22 protein-coding genes are annotated in these 23,436 nt (G+C 52.1%); 10 read left to right on the top strand and 12 right to left on the bottom strand.

Annotated features, from left to right (window positions below; genetic code table 11):
- Position 1 precedes the first annotated feature (1 nt).
- Both G4V39_RS11050 and G4V39_RS11055 read left to right on the top strand, forming a co-directional pair.
- Entirely contained in the window at positions 2 to 850 is an 849-nt protein-coding gene (locus G4V39_RS11050) for an HDOD domain-containing protein (RefSeq protein ID WP_166032994.1), read from the top strand.
- A complete protein-coding gene (locus G4V39_RS11055; protein ID WP_166032995.1) occupies positions 850 to 1,857 on the top strand; it encodes a GGDEF domain-containing protein in 1,008 nt (335 codons plus the stop codon). The genes G4V39_RS11050 and G4V39_RS11055 overlap by 1 nt, the downstream gene beginning before the upstream one ends.
- Here the strand turns inward: G4V39_RS11055 and lgt are convergent.
- From lgt to G4V39_RS11080, 5 genes are read right to left on the bottom strand one after another with little or no spacing between them, the layout of a single operon-like run.
- The gene (gene lgt / locus G4V39_RS11060; protein ID WP_166032996.1) at positions 1,744 to 2,532 is read right to left on the bottom strand and encodes a prolipoprotein diacylglyceryl transferase; all 789 of its coding nucleotides are present in this window, start codon (positions 2,530 to 2,532) and stop codon (positions 1,744 to 1,746) included. The two genes, G4V39_RS11055 and lgt, sit on opposite strands and share 114 nt — an antisense overlap.
- Before the next feature lie 30 nt (positions 2,533 to 2,562).
- Entirely contained in the window at positions 2,563 to 2,952 is a 390-nt protein-coding gene (locus tag G4V39_RS11065; RefSeq protein WP_181494241.1) for a DnaJ family domain-containing protein, read from the bottom strand.
- Positions 2,953 to 2,960: 8 nt separating this feature from the next.
- Positions 2,961 to 3,608: a tetratricopeptide repeat protein gene (locus G4V39_RS11070; RefSeq protein WP_166032997.1), complete on the bottom strand. Its 648-nt coding sequence runs from the start codon at positions 3,606 to 3,608 to the stop codon at positions 2,961 to 2,963.
- Between the two features lie 16 nt (positions 3,609 to 3,624).
- Positions 3,625 to 4,098: a flavin reductase family protein gene (locus tag G4V39_RS11075; RefSeq protein ID WP_166032998.1), complete on the bottom strand. Its 474-nt coding sequence runs from the start codon at positions 4,096 to 4,098 to the stop codon at positions 3,625 to 3,627.
- Positions 4,099 to 4,129: 31 nt separating this feature from the next.
- A complete protein-coding gene (locus G4V39_RS11080) occupies positions 4,130 to 4,726 on the bottom strand; it encodes an HNH endonuclease (protein WP_166032999.1) in 597 nt (198 codons plus the stop codon).
- 397 nt (positions 4,727 to 5,123) lie between these two features.
- Here G4V39_RS11080 and G4V39_RS11085 point away from each other — a divergent pair, with 397 nt between their 5' ends.
- The 3 genes from G4V39_RS11085 to G4V39_RS11095 are packed head-to-tail and all read left to right on the top strand — an operon-like array spanning position 5,124 to position 6,559.
- Positions 5,124 to 5,567: a MarR family winged helix-turn-helix transcriptional regulator gene (locus G4V39_RS11085; RefSeq protein WP_166033000.1), complete on the top strand. Its 444-nt coding sequence runs from the start codon at positions 5,124 to 5,126 to the stop codon at positions 5,565 to 5,567.
- 6 nt (positions 5,568 to 5,573) lie between these two features.
- Positions 5,574 to 5,915: a hypothetical protein gene (locus tag G4V39_RS11090; RefSeq protein ID WP_166033001.1), complete on the top strand. Its 342-nt coding sequence runs from the start codon at positions 5,574 to 5,576 to the stop codon at positions 5,913 to 5,915.
- Positions 5,916 to 5,917: 2 nt separating this feature from the next.
- Positions 5,918 to 6,559, top strand: coding sequence for an endonuclease III domain-containing protein (locus tag G4V39_RS11095; RefSeq protein ID WP_166033002.1), 642 nt, complete (start codon positions 5,918 to 5,920; stop codon positions 6,557 to 6,559).
- Here the strand turns inward: G4V39_RS11095 and G4V39_RS11100 are convergent.
- Complete coding sequence (locus G4V39_RS11100) at positions 6,535 to 7,836, bottom strand: adenylosuccinate synthase (protein ID WP_166033003.1); 1,302 nt, start codon at positions 7,834 to 7,836, stop codon at positions 6,535 to 6,537. The genes G4V39_RS11095 and G4V39_RS11100 overlap by 25 nt on opposite strands.
- 70 nt (positions 7,837 to 7,906) lie before the next feature.
- Between G4V39_RS11100 and polA the strand changes: the two genes are divergently transcribed.
- From polA to G4V39_RS11115, 3 genes are all read left to right on the top strand, one after another.
- Positions 7,907 to 10,570 (top strand): DNA polymerase I, encoded by a 2,664-nt coding sequence (gene polA / locus G4V39_RS11105; protein ID WP_166033004.1) that lies wholly within the window; start codon positions 7,907 to 7,909, stop codon positions 10,568 to 10,570.
- Positions 10,571 to 10,726: 156 nt separating this feature from the next.
- Positions 10,727 to 11,275 (top strand): flagellar brake protein, encoded by a 549-nt coding sequence (locus tag G4V39_RS11110; RefSeq protein ID WP_166033005.1) that lies wholly within the window; start codon positions 10,727 to 10,729, stop codon positions 11,273 to 11,275.
- Positions 11,275 to 12,366, top strand: a complete 1,092-nt coding sequence (locus tag G4V39_RS11115; protein ID WP_166033006.1) for a DUF763 domain-containing protein — start codon at positions 11,275 to 11,277, stop codon at positions 12,364 to 12,366. Before G4V39_RS11110 ends, G4V39_RS11115 begins: the two co-directional genes overlap by 1 nt.
- On the opposite strand, the gene scpB is transcribed toward G4V39_RS11115, so the two are convergent.
- The 3 genes from scpB to G4V39_RS11130 all read right to left on the bottom strand — a co-directional run bounded on the left by scpB (position 12,329) and on the right by G4V39_RS11130 (position 16,925).
- Positions 12,329 to 12,922, bottom strand: coding sequence for an SMC-Scp complex subunit ScpB (scpB, locus tag G4V39_RS11120; protein WP_166033007.1), 594 nt, complete (start codon positions 12,920 to 12,922; stop codon positions 12,329 to 12,331). The two genes, G4V39_RS11115 and scpB, sit on opposite strands and share 38 nt — an antisense overlap.
- Position 12,923: 1 nt before the next feature.
- Positions 12,924 to 16,424: a DNA polymerase III subunit alpha gene (gene dnaE, locus G4V39_RS11125; RefSeq protein WP_166033008.1), complete on the bottom strand. Its 3,501-nt coding sequence runs from the start codon at positions 16,422 to 16,424 to the stop codon at positions 12,924 to 12,926.
- 69 nt (positions 16,425 to 16,493) lie between these two features.
- Entirely contained in the window at positions 16,494 to 16,925 is a 432-nt protein-coding gene (locus G4V39_RS11130) for a Fur family transcriptional regulator (RefSeq protein WP_166033009.1), read from the bottom strand.
- 338 nt (positions 16,926 to 17,263) lie between these two features.
- On the opposite strand from G4V39_RS11130, the gene G4V39_RS11135 reads away from it, so the two are divergent.
- Entirely contained in the window at positions 17,264 to 17,764 is a 501-nt protein-coding gene (locus G4V39_RS11135; RefSeq protein ID WP_166033010.1) for a GNAT family N-acetyltransferase, read from the top strand.
- On the opposite strand, the gene G4V39_RS11140 is transcribed toward G4V39_RS11135, so the two are convergent.
- Complete coding sequence (locus G4V39_RS11140; protein WP_166033011.1) at positions 17,741 to 18,826, bottom strand: M20 family metallopeptidase; 1,086 nt, start codon at positions 18,824 to 18,826, stop codon at positions 17,741 to 17,743. The two genes, G4V39_RS11135 and G4V39_RS11140, sit on opposite strands and share 24 nt — an antisense overlap.
- A gap of 565 nt (positions 18,827 to 19,391) precedes the next feature.
- On the opposite strand from G4V39_RS11140, the gene G4V39_RS11145 reads away from it, so the two are divergent.
- Entirely contained in the window at positions 19,392 to 21,650 is a 2,259-nt protein-coding gene (locus tag G4V39_RS11145; protein ID WP_166033012.1) for a PAS domain-containing hybrid sensor histidine kinase/response regulator, read from the top strand.
- Here the strand turns inward: G4V39_RS11145 and G4V39_RS11150 are convergent.
- Positions 21,622 to 21,963, bottom strand: coding sequence for a dimethylsulfonioproprionate lyase family protein (locus G4V39_RS11150; protein WP_166033013.1), 342 nt, complete (start codon positions 21,961 to 21,963; stop codon positions 21,622 to 21,624). The genes G4V39_RS11145 and G4V39_RS11150 overlap by 29 nt on opposite strands.
- Positions 21,964 to 21,965: 2 nt before the next feature.
- Complete coding sequence (locus tag G4V39_RS11155) at positions 21,966 to 23,435, bottom strand: WD40 repeat domain-containing protein (RefSeq protein ID WP_166033014.1); 1,470 nt, start codon at positions 23,433 to 23,435, stop codon at positions 21,966 to 21,968.
- Position 23,436: the final 1 nt, after the last annotated feature.

Genomic DNA, 23,436 nt, shown 5'->3' on the forward strand with positions numbered 1-23,436 from the left:
GATGGAAGAAAAAAAGATTCAGATCAAAAAAAGACTTAAGAACCTTCAGTCCCTCCCCACCCTTCCCACCATAATTACCAAGCTCACCAAGATGGTTGCCGACGAAAAGACTACCGCTGTTCAGCTGGGAGCGGTAATTGAGAAGGATCAGGTTCTTACCAGCAAGCTTCTAAAGATGGTCAACTCGGCCTTTTTTGGCTTCCCGAAGAGGATCTCCACGGTGGCTAATGCCATTGTGTTGCTGGGATTTAACGTCATAAAGACCTTGATAATCACCTCTTCTATCTTTGAGACCATGCAGAGTGAGGATGTTGGCCTCTGGGAACATTCCTTGGGCTGTGCCGCTGCCGCTGGAATTATGGCCCGAAGGCTGGAGATAAAAGATCCGGAGGAGGTTTCTACCGCGGCCCTTATCCATGATCTGGGCAAGGTGGTTCTCCGAACCGAGTTTCCAGAAGACTATGAGAAAATTGCCACTTTGGTTAAAGAAAAGGGGTTATATTTCTGGCAGGCAGAGCAGGCTATTCTGGGGGTTGATCACGCCACTATTGGTGGCTGGCTCACCAGACAATGGAATCTGCCCGATCGCCTGGTTGAGCCCATTGATTGCCATCATCATCCCTCGGAGGCCAAGCATTTTCCGGATGTGGCTGCTGTAGTTCATTTTGCTGATATACTAATTAAAGGCCTGGGGTATGGTTTCAGTGGTGATCCCTTTGTTCCCCCTCTTAATCCCCAGGCCTGGAAGGAACTCGGTTTCCGCCGAGAGGATCTTAAAGAGATCTTGGCTGAGCTCGATGACCGTTTAATGGAACTTCAGACCTTTACCCTGGAGATGCAGGCCCTTTAATGGCTCGGGTAAGCGTCATCACCAAAGGATACCTTTCTGATCCTAAAGATCGTCTTCTGCTTGAGGCCAAGGGCTATCAGCTGGCCATAAAGGCTGACCTCCAGAGTGCTGTGGAGTCCCTTTTTAATGACCCGCCTGATCTTTTGATCATCGAGAAAGATCTGACCGGGGCCTTAGAGATCGAAGTCATCAAGGCCCTCAAAAACAATCTTCAGCTGGCCCTCCTGCCCATTATTTTAGTAGTGGGCGAAAATGATGTCTCCAGAGGGATAGACTGGGAAGCCTATCCGGTAGATGACTTTATCTGTCGTCATTCTCCGGTGGAACATCTCCTTAATCGGGTGGAGCTGGCCTTTGCCCGGGCCCATAGGGTGGCTGACAACAACCCCCTTACCAAATTGCCGGGGAACTCCTCTATCCTTAAGGCCATCCAGGAGGCTATCGAGGCCGGCAGGGCTGTAGTCATTGGCTATGTAGATATCGACAACTTCAAACCATATAACGATCGCTATGGTTTCGCCCGGGGAGATGAGGTTATTCGCATGTTGGCCCGGATCTTGGTCAACGTCATCACTGAGAAGGCCCCTCAGGCAAGCTTTGTCGGTCATGTGGGTGGGGATGATTTCGTTTTCATCTGTCCTCTGGAGGTGGCGGAGGAGGTGGCCCGGGAGGTCATCAGACACTTTGACTCCCTCATCAAACTCTTCGTAGATGAGGAAGACCTTGAGGCCGGGGAGTTTGTCTCCAAGGATCGTCAGGGAAACCTCAGGCGTTTTCCATTGCCAAGTATCTCTATCGCCATGGTGGTCAATCTTCCCGGGCGCTATTCCCATTATGGAGAGGTGGCTTCGGTGGCCGCTCAAATAAAAAAGGCGGTAAAAAAGATTCCTGGCTCAACCTACTTGCTGGATCGCCGTCAGGCGCCATCTGAACAGGAGACCTCCGGCTATCAGCATAGCCAGACTGAGGATCTGGCCCATAGTCAGGAATCCCAAGACAAAGCCTAGCTGGGGGTCAGGTTCTCGGAAAAACTCTACCAAAAAGCGGAGAAGGGCGTAGCTGATCAGAAAGACAGCCAGTTGGACTCCACTGGGCCATTTTTTCCGACGCGCCCGCCACATGATAGCCAAGAGGATCGGGCCTTCCAGAATGGCTTCATAGAGTTGAGAGGGGTGTCTGGGGAGTGGCCCTCCCTGGGGGAATACCATGGCCCAGGGAACCTGGCTTACCCGACCATAGAGTTCTCCATTTATAAAGTTGGCGATTCGTCCCAGCCCCAGGCCAATGGGTGCCGGAAGTACAAAACGATCCGCCCAAAAAAAGAAATCTTCATTGTGGCGCCTGCACCAGAGCCATCCGGCCAAGATGGCCCCCAGAAGGCCACCGTGAAAAGACATTCCTCCATGCCAAGTGGCCGGTATCTCCAGAGGGTGGGCGAGGTAGTAGTCTAGATTGTAGAATAAGACATAGCCAAGTCGAGCCCCGACCACCAGGCCGATAATCAGATAGAAGAGAAGGGAGTCAAGCCGGGTAATCCTTCTGGCCTCTCCTAGCCTGAGGAGTTCCCTTTTTACCAAGAGGTAGGCGCTCAGAAAGCCCACCACATACATCAGGCCGTACCAGCGGATAGAAAGAGGGCCGATACGGAAGATCTCCGGGTCGATCCGAGGGTAAGGAAGCATAGCTAAAGGGTGCCACGGGTGTGAGGGCTGTCAAGAGCGCCGGCGAACCCTGACTTTGGCCACAATCTTTTCGTAGTAGACCTGTTCTTTTTCAAGGTTAACCGGGCGCCGGCGCATCAGGTTGAGCTTGGTAATTAGAAGGTTGAGCTTTTTTATCTGCCGGTACTTGGTGCCTTCATCTTCTAGATGGTCGAGGAGGTCTTCGGTGGTCTTTATCTCCTTCATCAATTGGACTTCAGGGGGCAGATAACCAGCGTTTTTAAGGATCTTGTAAGCCATGCGCAGCTCTTCAGGCACGTGGGAGAGGTCTTCTAGAACCAAAGGTTTGCCCTTTCCTTCAAGATTCTCAAACTCTCCCCGCTCCATGGCTTCCTGAATACGACGTTCGGCGATCTTTTCAAAGACTTGCAAGATCCCCATTATGGCGATCACAGGCCTCCTTTTTTGATCTTCTGCTGAAGTTCAGCAAGCTTGGCCTCGACAAAGAAAAGCCGCTGACCAAAGGGCTTTCGCTCTATAAGTTTCTCATAGGCCGATAAGGCTGCTTGAATCTGGCCAGAGGCCTCCTGAACTCGGGCTAAGTCAAGATAGACAATTTCCTCAATTCCCTCTCCGAAGGAAAGGGCCTTCTGGTAATAAGAAGCGGCCTGGTGGTAATCTTCTTCGTCTTCATAAAGGTAGCCAAGCCCCAAAAGAAGAAAGGGCTGATTGGCCTTTGAGGCAGTCTTCAAGGCGGATTTAAGTTCTTCCTGGGCCTTTTTATACTGCTGATCTTGGCGATAACCCTCAGCAAGCATGATTCTAGCCAGGGTGGCGGCACCGGTGTGAGGATATTTCTTGACAATATCTTTAAGGACCTGGCGGTATTCTTGAGGGCTTTTGGCCTCGGCCGTGGTCAATCTCAGTGAGGCTTCGGCCGCCTGCTGGGCCTTTTGGTGATTGTAGAGCCCCCAAGCTGCGGCACCAATAACGGCCACAACGACAACAATAATAATCTCTCGGAGATACTTTTCGGCAAGTTTTACCCACCGCTGATGAAAAGACGGCTCCGGGCCCCTGGTACTGTCCTTCTCCATGGTCGCTCCTTATACATTACTTGGAACCAAAGTAGTCGTCCCAACGAAAGATAAGAGGTTTGGCCGCCTCGTCTTGGATAGCGCAGTCAACCACTTCACCAATAAAAAGAACGTGGTCTCCCGCCTCACAGGTAGAGACCACCTCACATTCGTAATAGGCAAAGGCCTCCTTGAGGACTGGCGACCCCTTTAGGGCACTAAGAAAATCTATCCCCTGAAATTTATCCTCCTGACGGCCGCTCTTGAATCCAAAGTGCTTGGCCAGATCTATCTGGCCCTCCTTAAGGGCATTAAGGCAAAAGTAGCCACTTTCTTGGATAAGCCCGTAAGTGTATCGCTGAGGGGCAATAGCCACCATCAGGTAGGCAGGTTTGAAGGAGACCTGACTTACCCAGGCTGCGGTCATGCCGTTGATTTTATCTTTGGCCCTTACGGTAACTACATAGACCCCCTGGGTTATACCCTTGGTGATGATTTGTTGTCTGCCCATGACCGCCTCCTAAATAATTTCTTCTGAGATCTTAGCGAAACAGGCCAGCAAATTCTAGAAAATCTTTCCAGATACCTCGCTTGTGTTCGGGAAACTCCTCAAGGAGGATCTGCTGCCATTTGGGAGCGGTTGGCCTTTTGAGAAGCTTCATGCCAGCCTCCTCTGGGGTCCGGTCTCCCTTTTTGAGGTTGCATTTACGGCAACAAAGGACCACGTTGCCCCAAACCGTTTTCCCTCCCCGGCTCTTGGGGATTATATGATCGATGGTCCGGTCTTTGGCCGAACGGACACTCCGACCACAATACTGGCAGGTGAAATTGTCACGAATAAAAAGATTAGCCCGGCTAAAGACCACTTCGGAGCGAGGTAAACGATCGTAGCGATTGAGAATGATGGCCTCCGGGGCCATAATGGCCAGGCTGGGACTGCGGATGAGCCGGCCGTTGTCGTAGAAGTTGGAGGCCTCAACCCACTCCTCCAGGGTGTGGGTAGTCCAATCTGGGGTGATTACCCGGGCATTGCCTTTGAAAAGCTGACAGATGGCCTTGAGCACAGTAGTTATCTGGATGGCCTGGTAATAACGATTAAGGACTAATACCTTTTCAGAAAGGATTCCATTTTTACTCATTTTCAATGCCAGTCATTCATTTGTAGCCTCAATTTTTGACATGTCAATAACCCGGCAAAGACGACAGTAAGGATCTGCCTCAGCTAACCTTTCTTTTTCTTAAAATCGACCAAGGGAAAAATTCCTGGGGAGACTTTTTTGAGATCTCTAAAGGGCCAAGATTGATGATTATCGACTCTAAAGCCCCTTTCTTGTTAAAAGAAGAAATAAATTTTTAATAAATCAAAGTTTTTCTAGCTTATAAAGTGAGATATTTGGAGATTTTGCCTTTTTAGGAATGTTTTCTTAAGAAAGTAAAAACATCATCGACTATAATGGCCTAATAACAAGGTGAATCGTCAACCATAATTATAAAAAAAAGTTGCAATTGTCTAATTAAGAGGCTAATTTTTGTGCCATGACTAAGCCGGAGTTTACTCTAGACAGGTGTTTGGGGTTCTTAGCCAATCGAGTCTATCGTTCCTTTCAGAAGGAGGTGGATCGTCTCCTTCAACCCCTGGGGCTGACCACCGCTCAGTTTTGTGTTTTAATGAAACTCTACAATCAGGACGGCATCACCCAAAGTGCTCTGGCTCAAAAACTCCACATAGAAAGCCCCACTTTAGTGCGCATTATTGATCGCTTGGAAGAGGCGGGGTTGGTAAGACGTCGGCCCTCACCAAAGGATCGCCGGGCTTATCGTATAGTCCTTACCAATCGGGGACGGGAGCTGGAAAAACAGCTTCGCAAAGTAGGGGAGACAGTCAGAAGCAAGGCTACCCGGGGGATGACAGAGCAGGAGTCAGAGAAGCTCAGAGATTACATGATGCTCGTTTGGGAAAACCTGGAGGCTCAAGATTAGTCACCCATGGCCTCCCTCTCTCTGCCTCATATAGATTTCCAACGTCTGGGGGAGCTGTTAAGTACCCAGTCCATTATTTCCTTTCTCAAAAGGACTGATCCGGTCGTTATTCTCTCCAGCCCCCTTTATTGGGGACCTTTGGCGGCAGTCATGCTTTTTCTTCTCATTCGCCGGGCCTACGCCACGGCCTGGCTTATATGCGGTGCTTTGGGATTGTGGGCCTTTATCTACTACGTATTACCCCGCACCGGCGGTCAAACAGATCTAAAGAGTATAGGGCTTTTTGTAGCTGGTGGTGTTGGGTTCCTCTCTGTTCTTTTCTACCTGGTCTTTGTCCGTTCTGACTAGCCTTGAACCGTTCGCAGAGGCTTATTGAGCTCTATCATTTGCTTCTGAATCATTTTGGCCCCCAGGGGTGGTGGCCGGCTAAGACCTCTTTTGAGGTCTGTGTGGGGGCTATCCTTACCCAGAACACCAACTGGCAGAACGTAGAAAAGGCTATAGCCAATCTCCGCCGTCAAGATCTTCTTGACCCCGAGGCCTTGTGGAGGGTGCCTACAGACCATCTGGCCCACCTTATTCGGCCAGCCGGATACTACAATCTGAAGGCCAGACGGCTCAAGAACTTTCTGGAGTTTGTTATGGAGGGCTGGCAGGGTGATCTTGAAGCCATGTTTGCCGAAGGCCTGTCGTTGCGGCCGCGGCTTTTGGCTGTCTCTGGTATTGGCCCGGAGACAGCGGATTCAATTCTCCTTTATGCCGGTCACCTGCCGATCTTCGTGGTGGACGCCTACACTAAGCGCATACTTCATCGTCACCTTCTTGTTCCTGAGGAGGCCGGTTACCAAGAGATTCAGGATTTTTTTATGGAGAACCTGCCAGAGGACGTTCAGCTTTATCAGGAATACCACGCCCTTTTGGTGGCCTTAGGGAAGAACTTTTGCCTAAAGGGCCGCCCCCGGTGTCCTCAATGTCCGGCAAAGGGGTGGTGAAGAATGATAGTTTCTTCTCGAGAAGCCCCCACAGAGATAAGCCAGACAGGTACTCCCGCCAGTTCCTCAATGCGTCGGATATAGTTTTGGGCCGCCGAGGGGAGTTCTTCAAAGGCCCGCACTCCGGAAATATCCTCAGACCAACCTTCGAGTTCTTCATAGATGGGTTGGGCCTGGGCCACCTGGTTGATGTTGGCCGGCATGGATCGGAAGATCTGGCCTTCATACTGATAGGCTGTGCATATTTTAAGGGACTTAAGGCCGGAGAGAACATCAAGCTTGGTAATAGCTAGGGCCGTAAGACCATTGAGGCGGACGGCCTCTCTAAGGACGACTATATCCAGCCAGCCACAGCGCCTTTTTCGACCGGTGGTGGAGCCAAACTCGGCCCCTTGGCGCTGGAGATGATCCCCGACCTCGTCAGTAAGTTCGGTAGGGAACGGGCCTCCACCGACCCTGGTGGTATAGGCCTTACAGATTCCCAGAACAACGTCAATCTTGGTGGGGCCAATACCGGCACCGCAGCAGGCTCCGCCGGCCACAGTGTTGGAGGAGGTCACAAAAGGATAAGTACCGTGGTCGATATCAAGTTGGGTGCCCTGGGCTCCCTCAAAGAGGATGCTCTTCCCGGCCTCCATGGCCTCGGCCAGCTTGACAGAGACGTTGGTTACATAAGGGGCCAGCTGTCTGCCGAAGGATAGATAAGTATCATAAATTGCTTCAAAGGGGAGAGGGTTAACTCCCAGGAACTTTTCCAGATAAAAGTTTTTTTCTTCCAGAACGTCACGAAGTTTTTCGGCAAAGAGATTCTCGTCTAAGAGATCAATAACTTTTATCCCCCGCCGGGCAATTTTGTCTTCATAGCAGGGACCAATGCCTCGGCCAGTGGTTCCAATGGCCTTTTTGCCCTTGCGGGCCTCTCGGCCGTGGTCAATAGCCTTGTGGTAGGGCATGATAAGATGAGCATTTTCACTTAAATAAAGTTTTCCCGGGGGTACCGGATAGCCTCGTTGATTAAGGGTTTCTATCTCCTTAAGAAGGACCTCGGGATCCACCACTACGCCGTTGCCGATAAGACAGGTTTTGTCGTCAGCATTGAGGATTCCCGAAGGGATGAGATGAAGGATGTATTTCTCTCCACCGACCACTAAGGTATGGCCGGCGTTGTTTCCACCCTGAAAACGAACAATTACCTGGGCCCTGGAGGTGAGCAGATCGACAATCTTGCCTTTACCTTCATCTCCCCACTGGGTTCCGACGACGATCACATTGGCCATGGATCTTTCCTCTTTCTGGTTTACTTTTCCGGCCAGTGAAGATACTTAATAGGATCCTGAAAGTCAAACAATGAATAGAAACGACTATCTTTATCTGATCGATGCCAGTTCTTATGTCTTCCGGGCCTATTTTGCCATAACCGGCCATCTTTCCAACCGTCGGGGGCTCCCAACAAAGGCCATCTACGGCTTTACCAACATGGTCTGGAAGGTTTTAAGGGAAAGGCGTCCCACTTATATGGCCCTGGTCTTTGACGCTCCGGGTCCCACCTTTCGCCACGAGATGTACGAGGCCTACAAGGCCAACCGTCCAGAGATGCCTGCGGATCTCATCCCTCAACTACCTTACATTAAAGAAATCGGTCAGGCCCTAGGGATCCCCATCCTGGAGATCGAGGGCTACGAGGCTGATGACATTATTGCTACTTTAGCCCGCAGGATAGACCATCAGGTGGTTATTATCTCTGGAGACAAAGATTTTCTCCAGCTTGTCTCCGACCGGGTCATAATTTGGGATCCGATGAAAAACATAATCTACGATCGAAAGGCTGTAGAAAGACGCTTTGGCCTCCCCCCTGAGAAACTTCTCGATGTTATGGCCCTTACGGGAGACTCCTCAGACAACATTCCTGGTGTCCCGGGTATCGGTGAGAAGACAGCCATTAAACTCATCCGGGAGTTTGGTTCCCTGGAGGCCCTCCTTGAAAGGGTTGAGGAGGTCTCTCGCCCTAGGTTAAGGGAACTCCTTAAGGCCCATGCCGAGGCCGCAAGGATCTCCAAGGAGCTGATCAGGCTCAAAGACAATGCTCCGGTGAGCCTGGATCTCTCGCACTATCGCCTCCGGGAGCCAGACTGGCCACGCCTGAGGGAGCTCTTCCGGGAGCTTGATTTTACCCGGCTCTTAAGGGAGCTACCTCCGGAGAAGACTATCTCTTATGATGATTATCATCTGGTAACCAGCGAAGAAGAGCTTAAGGACTTGGTGGCCCAGGCCCGTGGGGCCGCCCTCCTGGTTGTTGATCTTGAGGCCACAGATAAGGACCCTCTCCGAGCAGAGATTGTCGGGGTGGCCCTTTGTTTTTCTCCCCCCAAGGCCTATTATATCCCCGTGGGGCATAAGGTTTTAACCAGTCCCGATCAACTCTCCTTTGAGACGGTCAAGAGACACTTGGCCCCTCTTATAGAAGATGAGAGGGTTCCTGTAGTCGGTCAGAACATCAAGTATGATCTTATTCTCCTCCGCCGCCAGGGGATAGAGCTTAGAGGGTTGGCCGGTGATACTATGGTCGCCTCTTATCTGCTTGACCCCACCCGTCGCGCCCATAATCTGGACGATCTGGCCCAGGAATATCTGGGGCACAAGATGATCTCTTACCGAGAGTTGGTGGGCAAGGGCGGTAGTTTCGCCGATGTGGGCCTTGAGGAGGCCAAGATCTATGCCTGTGAGGATGCCCACGTGACCTACCTTCTCCATGAGAAGATGTGGCCCCTGCTTAAAGAACACTCCCTCTGGCCTCTTTTTATGGAGGTAGAAATTCCCTTAATTTATGTCTTGGCGGAGATGGAGATCGTCGGGGTCAAGATAGATCTCGTCTATCTCCGGGAGCTCTCGCGGGAGTTTGAAAGAAGGCTTCTTGAGCTTGAAGAGCGCATATATGCCCTGGCCGGAGAGGCCTTTAATATCAACTCTACCCGGCGTTTGGGATCAATTCTTTTTGATAAGTTGGGACTACCTCGCCTGAAAAAGACCAGGAAAAAGACGGGCTACTCCACAGATGTCGAAGTCTTGGAGGAGCTGGCGGCCCTTCACGAACTGCCTCGTTTGGTTCTTGAGTATCGGACTTTGGCCAAACTTAAGTCCACCTATGTTGATGCCTTGCCCCGGATGGTAAACCCCCTTGATGGTCGTCTCCACACTTCTTTTAACCAGACCGTTACGGCCACTGGCCGTCTCTCAAGCTCGGAGCCCAACCTTCAAAATATTCCTGTTCGCGGGGAAGAGGGAACCAAAATAAGACGGGCCTTTGTTCCCGAGGAGGGCCACCTTCTTCTTTCTGCAGATTATTCCCAGATTGATCTCAGGGTCCTGGCCCATTATTCCCAGGACCAAACTCTGGTTGAGGCCTTCGCCCGGGGGGAGGATATCCATGCCCGGACGGCCATGGAGATCTTTGGGGTTCCTCGAGAGATGGTCACTTCGGAGATGCGGCGAGTGGCCAAGACTATCAACTTTGGTATCGTTTATGGTATGAGCCCTTATGGCCTGGCCAAAGAGCTTAAAATTGGCCGTCGGGAGGCCGCTGCCTTTATCGAACGTTATTTTGAGAGATATCCCGGGGTGCGGGATTACATGCAGCAGATTGTAGCGGAGGCCCGAGAAAAGGGTTATGTGGCTACCATTTTCGGCCGAAAAAGATATCTGCCAGATATAAATAGTCCTAACCGGGCGGCCCGGGAGTTTGCCGAGCGAACAGCCATTAATACTCCCATTCAGGGGTCGGCGGCGGACATCATCAAACTGGCGATGATAGAAATCCATCGCTCCATAAAGAAAGAGGAAATGCCGGCCAAAATGATTCTCCAGGTTCACGATGAACTTCTTTTTGAAATCCCGGAGCCTCAGGTGGAAGATGTGGCCCGGCGTATTGTCGAACTCATGGAGACGGTGGTCACACTTCGGGTTCCTCTGAAAGTCAATGTCTCTTGGGGGAAGAGCTGGGCCGAGCTTAAATAATTTCGGAGGTGTCTCCTGACTTACTGGCGTAAGGCCGAAGACGGTCTAGAGAAGACGGAAGACTCCGATCTTATTCGGTCGGTCCTTGAAGAGGCCCGAGAGAAGGGGCTTTGGTTTGAGATCCTGGCCCCCGGGTTTCGTTCTGGTCCTACCGTCTTGATAGATCAAGGACCACGAGGGCTTGTTTTTGATAAGCCGCCCCGATGGCAGCCTATCTCTCGTAAGCTCCGGGTGGTTTTCCGAGACTCCAGTAATATCTGGCATCACTTTGAGAGTCATTTTCTCGGCCAGGATGAAAAAGGCCTTCGGCTGGCTTATCCTGAGCTTCTCTTCCGTCTAGAAAGAAGACAGTTCTACCGCATTGAGACCCCGGCTAAATCTCAGGCCCTTTATCACTACAAGGGAAAAGAGGGACGCGGGCGCATAAAGGACCTCTCCTTGGGGGGAATGGCCCTCACCGGATACAGTCTAGAAGTCCCTCTTCGGGAGTTTATGGAAGAGATCACCCTGGAGCTATGGCTCAATGAAACCACTCCTTACCCTCCTATATGTCTAGCCAAGGCAGAGGTGGTCAGACTGGTTGAAACCCAGGAGTTGAAACTCATGGGGGTCAAGTTTCATCTGACACTCCGGGAAGAAGAAGTCCTCCTTCAGTATATTCGCAAGCGAGAGGTTGAACTCCTTAAGCTGCGGCGGGAGGACTAATGGCCAGAAGGGTAGGGGTAGCCAATCTTCCTCTTCATGGAGGGCGGGCCCCCGGCTGGCTTTTTAATCGGATGGTCCGTTTGGCCCGGGCCATCTGTCTCCTGATCGTCGAAGATTATGGGCCAGAAGAGTTCTTGCGCCGCTTAGCTGATCCCTTCTGGTTTCAGGCCCTTGGCTGTGTGCTCGGTTTTGACTGGCATTCCTCAGGAGTAACTACTACCGTCTGTGGGGCTCTTAAGCTGGCCCTAAAGGACATTGGCCCGGAGGTAGGCATTTTTGTCTGTGGGGGGAAGGGGGCTACCTCCCGTAAGACTCCGGCTGAGATTGTGGCTGTTTGTGAAAAAGAGGCCCTCCCCCAGAGCTTTGTCTCCCTTGTTCAGGCCAGTCGGCTTTCGGCCAAGGTGGATAATACTGCCCTTCAGGATGGCTACACCCTTTATCATCATAGCTTCTTCTTTACCCGTTCCGGTCTTTGGGCGGTGGTTCAGCAGGGAATGAACGAGACAGCAGGTTTTGCCCGGCGCTATCACTGGTTGGCCGAAAAAGTCCGGGATTTTGTCTGTGAACCACACGCGGCCATATGTGCTCAGGAAGTGGCCCGTCCCCTTAATCTGGTGGCCTCCGAGAGTGCTCTGGCCCGGGAGGTCATTACCGCCCTGGCCAGAGAGCATCCGGAGGCCAACCTTCGGACTCTTTTGGGCCTTAAGCGTCTTGATCTTCCGGCCCGGCATGGGATCAAGGCCTCTGATCTTTTGCCCCGGGGGATGGAAAAGATTCTCATCCGCACTTATGAAGCCCAGCCCCAGAGTTTTGAGGGGCTTCTTTCTATAAAAGGGCTGGGCCCTAAGGCCTTAAGGGCCCTGGCCCTTACCGCCGAAGTGGTTCACGGAGTTCCGGTCTCAAGGCGGGATCCGGCCCGATATGCCTTTGCCCATGGGGGAAAAGATGGTCATCCATTTCCGGTGGATCGTCAGGCCTACGACCAGACCACCGCCTTTCTGGAGGATGTCCTGGCCCGGGCCCGGCTGGGAGACAGGGATCGTTTGTCGGCCATCAGGCGTCTTTCTCAATGGCGGCTTTTTCCGTCTTAAAGAGGGGGGTGCTTTCACCCTCGCCGGGCCGTTCGAGATCTTCCAGTTCCTTTAGGTCCGGAAGGTCTGATAGATTTCGAAGCTCAAAGACCTCTAGGAAGTAATCAGTGGTTCCGTAAAGAAGCGGTCTTCCCAGAACTTCTTTGCGTCCGACAATCTTGATAAGTTTTCTCTCTAGGAGCATTTTAAGGGGAGCACTGCTGTCCACCCCCCGGATATCCTCTATTTCGGCCCGGGTGATAGGCTGGCGGTAGGCGACGATGGCTAAAGTCTCAAGGGCGGCCCGGGAGAGTTTTATTGGATTGGCCTGCCGGATGCGGACGACAAACTCGGCCAGATCCGGGGCTGTTTGAAAACGGAAACCTCCGGCCACCTCCCGAATCTCTATCCCCCGTCCCTGATACTCTGCTACCAGCTCCCTTAAGGCAGCTCTCAGGGCCGTTCGGGGAAACTCCGGGAAGCTTCGGGCCAATCTCTCCAGAGAAAGGGGGCCCTCAGCGGCGAAAAGAATGGCCTCAAGGGCCCGTTTAAGCCCAGCGGGAGTGAGTTCAGACATCTTAGCTCCTCCCCCAGGCCGGTCGTCTCTGGTTACTGGACTCCGGTGACAGGAGCTGAATCTCTAAGGCCGGGTATCCGAGGAGCCTTTCTATGGAGCGGGTAAGTTCCGGGCTGGGCTCTACGGAAAACTCCTCCGGTAGTTCAAGCTCCACCTGTCCCTTTTGGGGATAAACAATAGAAAGGCTCACCGGACAGCGTCCTGGATGGGCCAGAAGAATTTCTTTAAGTTCAGGAATTTCAGCTAGGGAGACCTTGGGGGCCTCTACCCGGATGGTCACTGAGGCCAGAATGGCCTTCTGGGCCTCATCTAGATGGATAACCTCATCAGCGATAATTTTAGCCCCTCTTTCATCTACGTTAACTCTTCCCTGGACAAGGACCGGGGCATCGGCCTCTATCAAGGGACGCATTCTTTGGTAGACTTCACTAAAGCAGACTACCTCCACTAGGCCATGACGATCCTCAAGGGAGACAAAACCCATTTTGTCCCCCCGTCTGGTGGTTATCTCTTTGACCTGGCGAATAATTCCTCCCAGACAAACCCGGCTGCCATCTCTCATCTCGGCAATTGTCTGGGTATTGATCCCCGAGACGCGAGAGAGCCACTCTTCATAGGGATCTATTGGGTGACCGCTGATGTAAAAGCCCAGGGCCTCTTTTTCATAGGCTAGAAGTTCTGCTTCGGCCCATTCGGGAATCTCCGGTAGCTTGAGACCTTCGCTGGCCATGGCTGAGGACCCGAGCTCAAAGAGGGAGAACTGTCCCTGTTCTTTAGCCTTTTGACGACGCTGGGCCAGATCCAGGGCTTGATCCAGAATTTCCATAAGTTGGGCCCTATGGGCCGAGAGAGAATCAAAGGCTCCGGCCTTGATAAGGGATTCGATTACCCGACGATTTACCTTTCGCAGATCCACCCGAAGACAGAAGTCCTCAAAAGAGGAAAAGGGGCCCTCTTTTCGGGCCTTAAGGATGGAATCAATGGCCCCTTCGCCCACATTCTTAATGGCTGCCAGACCAAATCGGATCTTGTCTCCAACTACTGTAAAATCTCGATCACTTTCGTTGATATCCGGGGGCAGAACTTCAATGCCCATGCGCCGGCATTCATTGACATATTTGACTACCTGATCGGCATCTCCCATTTCGTAGGAGAGGAGAGCGGCCATATAGGCCACAGGGAAGTGGGCCTTGAGATAGGCGGTCTGATAGGCGATAAGGGCATAGGCTGCCGAGTGGCTCTTGTTGAAGCCATAGCCGGCAAACTTTTCCATAAGATCAAATATCACCTCGGCCTTGTCCTTGGGAATGCCCCTTGCGATGGCCCCGGAGACGAAGCGTTCTCTTTGGGCGGCCATGATCTCCGGGACCTTTTTGCCCATGGCCCGCCGAAGGATGTCGGCCTCTCCCAGACTGTAGCCGGCCAGTTTGCTGGCAATCTTCATGACCTGTTCCTGATAGACAATGACTCCGTAGGTCTCTTTGAGGATCTCCTCCAGCTCGGGAACGATATAGCGTACCGGTTCAAGACCATGTTTGGCCTTGATGAACTGATCTACCATTCCGGATTCCAGGGGCCCCGGTCTGTAGAGGGCCACCAAGGCAATGAGGTCAGTGAACTGGGAGGGCTTCATACGGGTAAGCAGATCCCTCATTCCCGAGGATTCAAGCTGGAAGACTCCGGCGGTCTCCGCTTGGCAGAGAAGCCGGAAAGTCTGGGGATCATCAAGGGGAATCTTGTCTGGATCCACCTTTACCCCTTGATGCTTTTCTACCAGCTGACAGGCGGTGGCAATGATTGTCAGGGTCTTGAGGCCCAGGAAGTCAAACTTGATAAGGCCAATCTTTTCGATGGCCTTCATATCGTATTGGGTGATTATTTCATCCCGGTCGCCTTTCATCAGGGGAACATATTCCGTAAGGGGGGCATCAGAGATAACCACACCGGCGGCATGGGTGGAAGAGTGACGGGGAAGACCCTCTAGGACCCGGGCGATGGACAGGAGCTCGGCCACCCGGGGATCCTTTTCCGCCGCCTCTTTTAATCGAGGCTCCCGAGCGATGGCCTTATCCAGGGTGATTCCCAGCTCTTCGGGGATCATTTTGGCAATTCGATCTACTTCAGGATAGCTCATTCCCAAGGCCCGGCCGACGTCCCTAACCACGGCCCGGGCCTTCATCTGTCCAAAGGTGGCGATCTGGGCTACATAGTCAGCCCCGCCGTATTTCTGGTGGACATACTGGAGGACCTCCCCTCGCCGCCGCATGCAGAAATCTACATCAATGTCCGGAAGGCTCTTGCGCTCCAAGTTCAAAAAACGTTCGAACAAAAGACCGTATCGGAGGGGGTCGATGTTGGTGATGCCCATAGCGTAGGCCACCAGAGAGCCGGCCGCTGATCCCCGCCCTGGTCCCACCGGGATTCCTCTTTTCCGGGCCCAGGAGATAAAGTCGGCCACGATAAGGAAATAGCTGGCAAAGCCCATCTCCTTGATCACCGTGAGCTCAAGCTCTAGTCTCTGCCAGTAGAGGTGCTCGTCATCGGCCAGCCCTGGCCCCCGAGAAAGTTCCCTGAGCCTCCGTTTAAGCCCCTCCCGAGCCTGAATATCGAGCATCTCCTCATAGGTTTTCCCCTCCGGCCTGGGAAACCGCGGGAAATGATGCTGGCCGAGCTTGATCTCCAGATTACAGCGTTCGGCAATCTCTCTGGTGATAGAGACGGCCTCCGGGGCATAAGAGAAGCGCTGAAGCATCTCCTCCGGAGAGGTGAAGTAAAGTTTGTCAGTGGAGAAGCGGAGGCGGTTTTCATCTTGGATGGTCTTGTTGGTCTGGATGCAGAGAAGAACATCGTGAACCCGGGCGTCCTCGGCTCGAAGGTAGTGGCAATCATTGGTGGCTACCAGAGGAAGTCCCAGCTCTTGGGCTATTTCCATAAGCCCCTGATTGGCTATCTTTTGCTCCGGCAGATCGTTTTCCTGGATCTCAAGGTAAAAACGCCCCGGAAAGATACGGGCATATTCTTCAGCTAGCTTTCTGGCCTGTTTGAGGTTCCCCTGAAGGCAAGAGTGAGCCACCTCACCGTGAAGACAGGCTGACAGGGCAATAAGACCTTCATTGTATTCTCGAAGAAGCTCCTTATCTACCCGGGGTTTCCAGTAGAAGCCCTCGAAGTTGGCCAAGGTGATCAGACGAAGGAGGTTCTTGTAGCCCGTTTGGTTCATGCAAAGGAGGACCAGGTGGAATCCGGCCTCGTGGGCTCCTTTGGCCTTACGCTCTCGGCGAGAGCCAGGGGCTACATAGGCCTCACAGCCAATGATGGGCTTTATCCCCGCGGCCACAGCGGCCTCATAGAAGGGAATAGTTCCGAAAAGATTTCCGTGATCTGTCTTGGCGATAGCCTGATAACCGTATTCTTTAGCCTGGGAGAAAAGGGCTGGCAGCCTTATGGCTCCATCAAGAAGAGAAAATTCTGTGTGGAGATGAAGGTGGACAAAATTAGCCATGGTCCCTCCTCCTGGGGTTAGAGGGCTATTTTAACGGACCTGGCCCCGAAGGGGGAGGGGGCTTTAGGATCAATCCTTTTGTTGAGCCTCTTTCTCCTGGCACTCAGGGCAAAGACCGTAGAGAACCACCTGAGCCGAGATAAGTTTATAGCCCTGAAGCTCCTCCTGGGGGATGCTATTCATGGGAGGGGTGGTGAAAATGTCGATGATCTTATGGCACCCGAGACAGATAAGGTGGTTGTGGGGGCTGGTGTCCGGATCAAAACGTTTCTTGGATGGATCAATATGCAACTCTTGGACCAACCCGCGCTCTTTAAGGGCCTCAAGGGTATTGTAAACAGTGGCAAAGGACATGCTTGGAAACTGAGAGCGAACATGGCGATAAATATCTTCGGCCGAGGGGTGACTTTTATTACCCTCTAGGTACTCAAGAATAGCCAGCCTCTGGGGAGTCATCTTGAGACCTAAGCCACGATATTTTTCTATTTTTTCTTGGTTCATGGGGCTCTCCTTAATTAAGTTTTCTACCTTGCTGTCCCTTCTGTTTAGGACTTTCTTTTTTGTGAGAAGGTTTCAATATAAAGTCTTATATCAAATAAAAATCATTCTTACAAGTTTAAAATCAAAAAAATTTGTAACACACCTGATGAAAAAAAGCTAGATTTTAGGCCATCTTAGAAGAAGGAGAGTAAAAAATTTCCTACTATAGGGTACCTCCTTTAGAAAAATAAAGGAAAAGCCCAATAAGTCTTCTTTCTTAAAAGAGATATTTAGGAGTGTAAACACCAAAATAATTGCGGTGGTCAATTAAAGGAGAGAGATTTAACTTTTAGCCGCCAATGGAAAGAGCAGGCCCCAAAGAGATAGACGTTAGACAAATTGCCTCTCTTGAGGGCTTACTTAAGGATCTGATCCAACTCTATCTTCAGGCCTATGAGGAGATGCCTCAGTACGCCTTCCGGGACCCTAAAAGAATAAAGGGATATCTCCGCTGGCTTCTTAAACATTCGGCCGGGGGATTTTGGGTGGCCTTTGTCAACGGGCGTCCTGTTGGTCTTATTGCCGTTCAGCCAGATTGTCGCTTTCAGGGGGAAGAGATCCCCGAGATACATGAGTTTCTGGTGGCCCCGCCGTATCGCCATACCGGGGTAGCTGATTTGCTCCTCAAAGAGGCCCTGAACTTTCTGCGCCGTGGGGGCCATCGTCGGGTGGCCCTCTGGGTAGGAGAGGAGAACGAGAGGGCCAGGGAGTTTTATCGTCGCCACGGTTTTCAGGAGACTGCCAGGCAGGGGGTCTGGCGACGCATGGAGGCCGATTTATCCGGCCAGAAGATCGATTAGACGATCTAAGATCAGGTAAGCCTTTTCTGCTTCTTCTAGCTCCAGATATTCTTCTGGGGTGTGGCAGGGGGCAAGTTCTCCAGGGCCAAAGACAATGGGTTCAAGGCCGGCAGAGTGAAGATGGGCGGCATCGGTCCAGCTAGGCATTCCAGAGAAACGGGCCTCTTCCTTAAGGGCTTGACGATAGGCCTCAGCAAATTGGCGAACGAAGGGGGATTCTTTGTTCAGAGAAAAGGGCTCAGAGATGTCTTTGACTACGTAAGATACCGAGGGGTATCCATCCAGGACTTTCTTGATCTCCTCTATGACCGGGCCTGTTCCCTGGCCGGGGAGAACCCGAAAGTCAATCTCCAGGGTGCAGAGATCCGGAACCCGTAGTTCTCCATCGCCCCCAGAGATACGTTCCACATTCAGCCCTCCGGGGCCCACAAGGGGGTGTTCAGAATAAAGAAAGGGCAGTCTTTTTAGATGGCTGACCAGATCAATGGCCTTGTCAATAGCGTTCTCCCCTTCTAGATGGCAACTACCATGGGCCGACTTGCCACGAATATGGATCTCGAATTCGACCGATCCCCCTTCAGCAATGGCTAATTTAAGCTCTGTAGGTTCAAGGACTACGGCCCAGGGGGGAAGAGGCTCTTTAGATAAAGTGGCTGATCCTTGCCCCTCCCTCTCTTCATCCACGACAAAGGCAAAGGTTACGGGTAAGGGGGCCCCTTGCCGGAGCCTTTCCTCAAGGAGGAGGATCATGATGGCCACTCCGGCTTTGTCGTCACAGACTCCCAGACCTTCCAGACGCCCGTCCCTTATCCGAGGGGGAAATACTCCCAGCCAGTGAGGGACGGTGTCCACGTGGGCGGTGATGAGAAGGCGGTTGTCGGGAGATTCGTTGGCCAGAAGGTTGTAGAAACGGTCTGGTACCATCTGGCGTCGCAGGGGAATATTAAGTGGCTTTAGCCGGTTCCAGATGAACTCCAGAATAGCCCCTTCCTGACCACTGGGGCTAGGGATAGAGGCCAAAGTGAAAATGAGGTCTCGAAGCTTTTCTCTCAGGTGGTTCATTTAAGAATTATTCCTTTAATTTTTAGATGGATCGATACCTAAATTGTTTGAATTCTCTTGATCTTAAAGCCCTTGGGGAAAGCCTATTACTTTTTAGGTCATCAGGGGCCCGTCTTTGGCGAATGCCCATCTGGGCCGTTAAATTTCCCCCTTTATCAACTCCCCGGATATCTTCTTGCCAGTGAAGACCTGGCCTTTAATACCCCCAATCCTTCTTAGAAAACATCTTTTTTCAAAAAAAAGATGTTCGATAATCAGACGGCCGAGGGTCAAGTTTGTTTTTAGCGGGAGTATAGTCTGAATGAAGCGGTGATCAAGCCCGTTCCCTGGAAGTTTTTATAACCTCAGCCGATCGATCTGAAAAACCATGATTTTTTAACTTGTAAAATGTTTAGGAGTTTTTAATGATCAATATTAATGAATTATTTATAGAGAAAGAAACTAAATAAGGCTGATTTCAAAAAAGAATGAAAACAATCCTAGAAAATTCCTCAATAAGTGATTAAATAGTTTTAATCATTTTGAGCAATATCTTGGAATTTAAAGTCTCTGGTAAGGAGGTCTTTTGCAGGCTCTAAAATCTCCAGGGCATTCCCTCCTTAATCTTCTTCCTGTTCATTTAGGAGCTATTAATCAAGAAGGAAAGTTTGTCCTTTGGAATCCGGCCTCCGAGAGCGTTTTTGGTTACCGAGCCGAGGAGGTTTTGGGGCGTATGACCCCTTTTGATTTTCATGCCGACCCTGAGGAGGCCAAACTGGTACTTGAGACTACCATGGAGAAAGGCTTCTTCCGGGGGCTGGTGCGTCTGAAGCGCAAAGACGGTTCTATTTTTCCGGCTCATCTTGAGGTTGTAAGGCGGAACGATCAATCTGGGGCCTATCAGGGCATGGTAGCGGTAGCCGTGGATCTTTCTCCATACCTTGAGGGGCAAAGAGCCGTTCAGGAAAGCGAGGAGAAGTACCGCATCGTCTTTGATAATGCCCCTCTGGGGCTTTTTTTCTTTGATAGGGAGGGAAACATCAAAACCTGCAATGATGCCCTGGTGCGTATTATAGGCTCCAGCCGTGAGGAGATCCTAAAACTCAACGTCTTTGAGCTTCCCAACCCCAAGGTGACTGCCGCAGCCAAGAGGGCTCTGTCTGGAGAACGGGCCTCCTATGAGGGAGAATACCTCTCGGTTACCAGTGGAAGACTTATTTTTATTAGGGCCGAGGCCGTGCCTGTCTATTCCCAGGGAGAGGTCATCGGGGCTGTTTCCCTGGTGGAGGACATTACCGAGCGTAAACTCACTGAGGAAAGACTCCGCCAGAGTGAGTCTCGCCTAAGGGCCATCATTGAGGCCCTACCTGATATGATCTTCCGCCTAGACAAAGATGGAGTCTTTCTGGACTTTCACGCCAAAGAAGAAGACAAACTCTATGTTCCTCCCCAGGAGATCATAGGGGCCAGTGTGGTTGATCTTCTGCCTCAGGGCCTGGCCCAATTGACCTTGGAGAAAATCTCCCGGGTTCTCTCCTCTGGTCGAATGGAGGTCTTTGAATACCAGCTTCCCAGTCGATTAGGAGGCCTCTTTATTTACGAGGCCCGATTGACCCCCTGTGGCCCGGAAGAGGTCCTGGGAATCGTCCGTGACATTACAGAACAGAAGAGAATGGAGGAGGAGATTATCAGGGCCCAGAAGCTGGAATCGCTGGCTGTGCTGGCCGGAGGCATCGCCCACGACTTCAACAATATCCTTACGGCCCTTTTGGGCAATCTTTCTCTGGCTCGGATTTTCTCTCAAGACAACGAGAAGGTTCAGAGGATCCTCGAAAAGGTTGAGCGCTCCTGTCTAAGGGCCAAATCCCTTACCCAGCAACTTCTCACCTTCTCCAAGGGTGGAGATCCGGTTAAGGAAGTGGTGGATCTCAAAGAGCTTATTCGGGAGGTGGCCGAGTTCGTTCTGGCCGGTTCCAATGTTGGCTATCAGTTAGATTTGGCTGAGGATCTTCTTCCGGTAGAAGTGGATCGTGATCAGATCGGCCAGGTGTTAAATAATCTCCTTCTTAATGCCGACCAGGCTATGCCCGAAGGGGGACTTATTCGAGTAAAGGCCCGCAATGTGGAGATAGATGCTGACTCCAGGCTTCCCCTTTCTCCCGGACGCTATGTGGAGATATCGGTAAGGGATCAGGGGGTTGGCATTCCTAAGAAATATTTGGACAAGATATTTGATCCCTTCTTCACCACCAAAAAGAAGGGAAGTGGCCTGGGATTGGCCACTGCCTACTCTATTGTCCGGAAGCATCAGGGCCACATTATGGTTCGCTCCCGTCCCGGGCAGGGAAGCTGTTTTTATGTCTATCTGCCGGCTACTGAAGCCACCCTGGTCCCGGGAAGGGAGGAACCATTACTTTATCGCGGCCAGGGGCTTGTTCTCATCATGGACGATGAAGATATGGTTCGGGAAAGTCTGCGGGAGATGCTTTTTCTTTTGGGCTATGAAGTTGAAGAAGCCAGTGACGGCCGGCAGGCCCTTGAGGTCTATCAGGCCGCCTTGGCTGCCGGTCGCCCCCATGATCTGCTGATTATGGATCTTACGGTCCCTGGGGGTATGGGGGGAAAGGAGGCGGTTCGGGAGATCCTAAAAATAAACCCTCGGGCCAAGGTTATCGTCTCCAGCGGCTACTCTACCGATCCGGTTCTGGCCAATTACCAACGTTATGGTTTCTGTGGCATGATTGCCAAACCATACAAGTTGGATGAATTAAGCCAGATCATCGCCCAGGTCTTAAACAACCCCTGCAAGCCTCACCTCAATAAAGGGGAGGGCTGTGGACGATAAAAAGACGTAAGCTCCCGGCCCCGGTGTTCTTGACCGCGTGCTCTTCCCCGGGAGGAACGAGGATGTAGTCTCCCGGCCCTATAGATTGCCAGGTGCCGTTGACATAGGCCACTCCCTCTCCCTCCAGCACATAGATAGAATCGGCCTGGGTTTCATGGGTGTGAATCGGAATTTCTACCTCCGGTGAAATATCCAAAATGGAGACACTCATCGCGGGGCTTTTCTGAGCATCGATGAGCAGGGCTAATTTGACCCCGGCGAACTTGGGATGGTCCTGAAAACGGATCTCCTCAGCAGTAAAGAAGTAGGCCATGTTTACCTCCTGGCTTCTTTAAGCTGGCCTTTTATCTTTAGCACATGGACCTGATAGCTGCCAATCTGTCTTCCTAGTTCATCGAGATAAGGGGTCTCGCAGAGGGCCAGGAGGTTTCCGTCGGGAGAGAGGGCCAGATGGAAAAAGACCGGTCCTCTGGTGGGATAGTAGCCAATAAGCTTCTCTAAACCACCGCCAGGTCTGGTGGTTTTAAAGACGAAAACCCCGTACTGGTGGCTGGCCTCTCGGCCTCTGGCCGAAGCCCCGGCCGCCGTGGCCAGAACCTTTCCCCGCGCGTCGCTGGCCAGGCCCTGGAACCGAAAAGGGGCGGAAAAACGCCAGAGAATGTGGCCGCGGGGGTTTACCGCCCAGATGGTATTGGCGTTGGGATGGGGGCCAGCCGGTCGGTTGCCAGAGACATTCAGCCCATAGGGAATGCTTGAGGTGTCGGTCTGGAAGTAAATCTCTCGTCGGGGAGAGATAAGACTGTAACTGGACATGGCTGACACCGGAAGCCCTCCTACCATGATCGGGGTCCCTAAGGCCAAGATCTTAGAGGGTTTTATCTTTTTTAAGTCGATGATAAAACCGCGACCGTCTGAGGTGGCTACTACGGCAAATTCCCCCTGAGGATCAACGGCCACTGATTCCCAGACTGAAACCCGATCATAGTAGGGACGAAGGGGCGGAATCCGATAACGCCCCACCTCTTTCCCCCTTTGGCCATCAAGGACATAGATGGTCCCCGGTGTGTAAGGATACTCAGGAGGTAGCTGATCAGAAGGCAGGGTGGAAACCACGGCGACTCTCAGGCCCTTTTTATCGGAGTCGGCGTAGATAAGGGAAAGCTCAGCCGGCCCTTCCCGGGGCCAGGCCCAGCGTAGGCGCCCGCTGGGGCTAAGGCGATAGACCCTCGAAAGACGTCGCCAGTAGCCTCTTTTTTTGTCTGGCCAGGAGTGAATCCCCAGGACCAGGAGGTCACCGTCCTCAAGGACTTTTAGCCGATAGCATCCGGGCTGGCGGTAGATACCGTAGATGTCTCCTTTTTCTGGAGGGGTTCCTGGGAGAAGATCGTCTGCCAGGCGGAAGCGCCACCGGGGATGGCCGTCAGTGGCCGAGACGGCATATATGAAGCCATCGGGGCTCTGCTCCCCAAAGTAGATGGTCCTCCCGTCCTGAGAGAAGGCCACCCTTTTGACCATGGCCTCGGGGATCCTTTTTTGCCAAAGAATGCGTCCGTCTTTAGTGCTGGTAACAATGAGTCGGCCAAGGAAGGTTCCTACGGCCAGAAGACCTCCATCGGGGGAGAAGGCCAGAAAGGCATCCGGGAGGTGTCCGGCCCGGACATAGAAAGAGACGTCCTCAAGGGGAATGCGGAAGAGAAGGGAGATCCCCGGAACCCTGGGGGAGAAGTTCTCTCCGGCTACGGCTCCGGAGAAGAGGACCTGGGAGAGCCAGATAGAGATCAGCAAG

It is taken from the genome of Thermosulfuriphilus ammonigenes (genome assembly GCF_011207455.1).
In the GTDB taxonomy this organism is placed as follows: Bacteria; Desulfobacterota; Thermodesulfobacteria; order Thermodesulfobacteriales; family ST65; genus Thermosulfuriphilus; species Thermosulfuriphilus ammonigenes.